Origin of the sequence: Phytohabitans aurantiacus (genome assembly GCF_027923225.1) — a bacterium.
In the GTDB taxonomy this organism is placed as follows: domain Bacteria; phylum Actinomycetota; class Actinomycetes; order Mycobacteriales; family Micromonosporaceae; genus Phytohabitans; species Phytohabitans aurantiacus.
In genome coordinates, this window is record NZ_BSDI01000029.1 from 1 (window position 1) to 3,476 (window position 3,476).

At 66.9% G+C, this 3,476-nt stretch carries 6 protein-coding genes; 2 read left to right on the forward strand and 4 right to left on the reverse strand.

Annotation, left to right across the window (positions count from 1 at the left end):
- Positions 1–114: 114 nt before the first annotated feature.
- The 4 genes from QMG73_RS25730 to QMG73_RS25745 all read right to left on the reverse strand — a co-directional run bounded on the left by QMG73_RS25730 (position 115) and on the right by QMG73_RS25745 (position 1,767).
- Positions 115–387 (reverse strand): helix-turn-helix domain-containing protein, encoded by a 273-nt coding sequence (locus tag QMG73_RS25730; RefSeq protein ID WP_281899811.1) that lies wholly within the window; start codon positions 385–387, stop codon positions 115–117.
- 13 nt (positions 388–400) lie between these two features.
- A complete protein-coding gene (locus QMG73_RS25735; RefSeq protein WP_281899813.1) occupies positions 401–622 on the reverse strand; it encodes a hypothetical protein in 222 nt (73 codons plus the stop codon).
- 70 nt (positions 623–692) lie between these two features.
- Positions 693–890: a DUF397 domain-containing protein gene (locus QMG73_RS25740; RefSeq protein WP_281899814.1), complete on the reverse strand. Its 198-nt coding sequence runs from the start codon at positions 888–890 to the stop codon at positions 693–695.
- Between the two features lies 1 nt (position 891).
- On the reverse strand, positions 892–1,767 hold the full coding sequence (locus QMG73_RS25745) for a helix-turn-helix domain-containing protein (RefSeq protein WP_281900085.1): 876 nt from the start codon (positions 1,765–1,767) through the stop codon (positions 892–894).
- A gap of 620 nt (positions 1,768–2,387) precedes the next feature.
- Between QMG73_RS25745 and QMG73_RS25750 the strand changes: the two genes are divergently transcribed.
- On the forward strand, positions 2,388–2,711 hold the full coding sequence (locus QMG73_RS25750) for a hypothetical protein (RefSeq protein ID WP_281899816.1): 324 nt from the start codon (positions 2,388–2,390) through the stop codon (positions 2,709–2,711).
- A 427-nt stretch (positions 2,712–3,138) separates the two neighbouring features.
- Positions 3,139–3,476: hypothetical protein (locus tag QMG73_RS25755; protein ID WP_281899818.1), on the forward strand; the 338-nt coding region annotated here is incomplete at its 3' end.

Below are 3,476 nucleotides of genomic sequence, written 5' to 3' on the forward strand. Positions count from 1 at the left end.
TCCTCGCGTGACATCGGTACCTCGGGGTCGGCAGGTGAGCGTAGTCGTTCCCTGGCCTCGCGGAAGCTTGCGTTGGGTAGGCCCTTGCGGCGGCGCGCCATTCTTGAATCCTCTTCAACCGATCTCGCTGTTGGTCTGTACCCCGAGGACGGCTTTGAAGGCTTCACGGCGTGGCCCTCGCGGCCAGGTGTTGACGCCTTGCTCGATCTTGCCGATGAGGTTGGCGGTGATGGGCCCGTCGGGGTCGCATTTGTCGGCGAGGTACAGGTTGCAGGCGTCCGCGAGCTCCTCGCGTGACATCGGTACCTCGGGGTCGGCAGGTGAGCGTAGTCGTTCCCTGGCCTCGCGGAAGCTTGCGTTGGGTAGGCCCTTGCGGCGGCGCGCCATTCTTGAATCCTCTTCAACCGATCTCGCTGTTGGTCTGTACCCCGAGGACGGCTTTGAAGGCTTCACGGCGTGGCCCTCGCGGCCAGGTGTTGACGCCTTGCTCGATCTTGCCGATGAGGTTGGCGGTGATGGGCCCGTCGGGGTCGCATTTGTCGGCGAGGTACAGGTTGCAGGCGTCCGCGAGCTCCTCGCGCGACATCGGCACCTCGGGGTGGTCCTTGCGGCGGCGCGGCATTCTCGGTCCCCCTTCTATCCGTGATGCGTCGTATACCGACGACGTGTGGTGTGCGCCGTGTCTGGCGGCGTTAGATATCGAACTCGCCGGCCTTGGCGCCGGCGATGAAGTCCTCCCACGCCGGTCTGCCGAACTCCAGGATCGCGCCGTGCGGCTTCTTGGAGTCGCGTACGCCGACGGTGTCGGGGGCGGTGGCGACCTGGACGCAGTTGTCGTCGCCGCCGGAGCGGCTGGACTTGCGCCAGTTGGTGTACGTGGTGGCGGCCATGTCAGCTCCTGGTGTGGTCAGGTAGTTCCTGCGCCACGGTGGCGAGGAAGTACAGGCTGTCCGCGGTGTCGAGCGCCGCGGCACGCAGTCGCTCGTAGAGGGACGTGTAGTGGCCGATCTCGTCGGGGTCGGTCAGGACGACGTCGCTGGTGATGGTGTCGACGGCGACGACGATCGGATCCTCCGGGTCGCGGTAGCGGTAGGTGAAGAACGCTGACCGTGGTATGGCGTTGCCCTCGATCCTGGCGGCGAGCGGGAGGACTTGGATGGTGATCTTCTCGCGGTTGTGTCCAATGTCGATCAGGTGGTCGAGTTGAGCGCGGACGATCTCAGGGGGTGCGGCGTGTCGGCGGATGGCGAGTTCGTCGATGATGACCTGATAGCTGGGACCACCGGGTCGGTCGAGCACCCGCTGCCGGGCCGCGCGTGCGTCGATCGAGCGCTCGACGACGAATCGGCTGGGTGCTTTGGCGCGGTCGGCCACAGCGCGCGCCTCGGTGAAGGCGGGCAGTTGTAACAAGCCCGGCAACAGTGTCATCTGGTATTCGGCGATTGCTGCCGCACCGGCCTCCAGATCGGCGTAGAGCGCCTGCCGTGGCCCCATCTCGTCGCGGTACCGTTCCCACCAGCCGCTTTCCTGGGCTTCGCGGGCGATGGTCATGAGCTGTTCCCAGCGGTCCGCGTCCACGTTGAAGTGCGCGAGAATCCGCATGATCTCGTCCTGGTCGGGGCGGACTCGTCCGTTCTCCAGGCGGCTGATCTTTTGCCGCTGAATGCCCACCTCTCGCGATAGCTTCTCTGCCGAGTACTCGTGTTCCTCGCGAAGGCGCACGAGCTCTATGGCAAGTCGGCGGCGCCGGACGTAGGGAGAGATCACCGGCACCTCCGGCACTTGCGCAGATACCAACTCGCGGCCGGTCCTGGGTGGACGTCCGTGGCAAGAGCGTAACCCCGCCTTTCGGCTCACCGCACGGACCGAATTGGGCTCGTGAGATGAATGCGCAGGTCGCCGACTTTGCACCTGCGAATGCACCCTTTACGCACCCGCTTTTGCGGCCTTCCCGCCGTGTCCACATTCCGTGATCGTGGACATACCAGAAGCGACACATCAATTGCTGTCGGTGGCGGGCGTGAACCGCGGACGCTGGGCCGGCGATCAGCGGGAGGAAGGGGAGCGAGGTGGCGAACATCGACATCGCAGCGGCTGGTGAGGTCGCCGGCAACGCTACCGGAGCCTCGCGGCAGGCCACTGTCATCGACCCATCGGCCGACCTAGCGAATGTAGCCGGTATAGGTGCGATCGTCGCCAGGCCGCCAAGATCCAGGCAGGTTGTCCTCACGGTCGATGTCCGCCGCCCATCCTTGCGTCGGCGGGCATGTGGTCCTCGCCTTCTGAGGCTTCGCTGCCCGCGATCGGTCCCCGCCCCTGGACAGACGATCTGGCCTACGGCTGGTCGGGAACCGCACCGCCAGGCGTCGTCGTGGAAGGGGTCGGCGATGGTGCTGACAGCGTCTACCGAACAACTCCGGGCGGAGTACCCGCTGTGTGGCCTGCTGGTCTGCGCCAGTTGCGACCTGCCGCTGAGTCCGTTGGCATCGGCCGACGGGGAGCGCTGCTACCAGTCACCGTGCGGATGCCGGCTGCGGCCGGTCGACGCCAGCACCGTGGAGCGGGTGACGTACGAGGCGTTGGCCCGACGCGGCCTAGTGCGGCGACAGGACATCCCGCGAAGCGGATGGGCAACCTTGTTCGTTCGTGCGGTGGCGGCGGTTCGGGTTGGCGCGGTGCCAGACGAGCTGATGTTCGCCTGGCAAACGTAAAGGGCACTGGCCGCCGCCGCAGCCGAGGATGGCGCGGCGGCGGGCAGCCCGTCTAGCTCCAAATAGTTGTGACCGTGCCCCTGCGAAGGAGCGATCCGTGATGTCGGTGTGCGCGTACACCGGTCGCTCGCTTTCCGACCAGCCAGAACCCACTGCCATGCCGGCGGCTGTTGCATGGCCGCACGACCCCGCCTTTCCCGACTCTCGACCTGGCAACGGAGCTTCCTATGTGGCTGGCAGTCGACCGCGCGGCCAGCAACGTCTGCTCGACCGTTGGCGGCGGCCTGAATCACGGCCGAATGGCCAGCCTATTCGGGTTGCGTGAGCCTTTTGGTGTCCGCGGTTGGCCTAGCGTCCGGCGCCGGTCGGGCCGCCGGGAGGGCTCGATGAAGGCCCGCACAGTGCCAGGTCGCGCAGAGGTGGCTCGGTGAGCGGGCACGCCGGGTTGGCCCGGCAGTCGGTGGGTGCTGGGGGCCTGTGGTTCTTCTCGGTAGCGGCGGCGACGCCGATGACGGCTCAGGCTGCCGGTTCGTCCACACAGGACCTGAAGCTTCTGCACTGGGGCCTGGACCTGGCCGGTCAGCATCAAGCCGAGCCGACCGACACCACCAGATGCACCAACCAGCGATGCGCCCCTGCCGCCGGCTATCCATGCCAACCTGGCCGCATCGCCACCAGGCTCATCGCAGCCAGTGAGGCCGGCTGGGTCCACCGCTGGACCGCCCGGATCGACGCTCTCAGCTGTGGCCTCCGGCCGTGGGGGGG

Excerpts from the sequence above, each read along its gene's own strand:
- QMG73_RS25730 (WP_281899811.1), bottom strand. The coding sequence starts at position 387 with ATGGCGCGCCGCCGCAAGGGCCTACCCAACGCAAGCTTCCGCGAGGCC.
- QMG73_RS25735 (WP_281899813.1), bottom strand. The coding sequence starts at position 622 with ATGCCGCGCCGCCGCAAGGACCACCCCGAGGTGCCGATGTCGCGCGAG.
- QMG73_RS25740 (WP_281899814.1), bottom strand. The coding sequence starts at position 890 with ATGGCCGCCACCACGTACACCAACTGGCGCAAGTCCAGCCGCTCCGGC.
- QMG73_RS25750 (WP_281899816.1), top strand. The coding sequence starts at position 2,388 with ATGGTGCTGACAGCGTCTACCGAACAACTCCGGGCGGAGTACCCGCTG.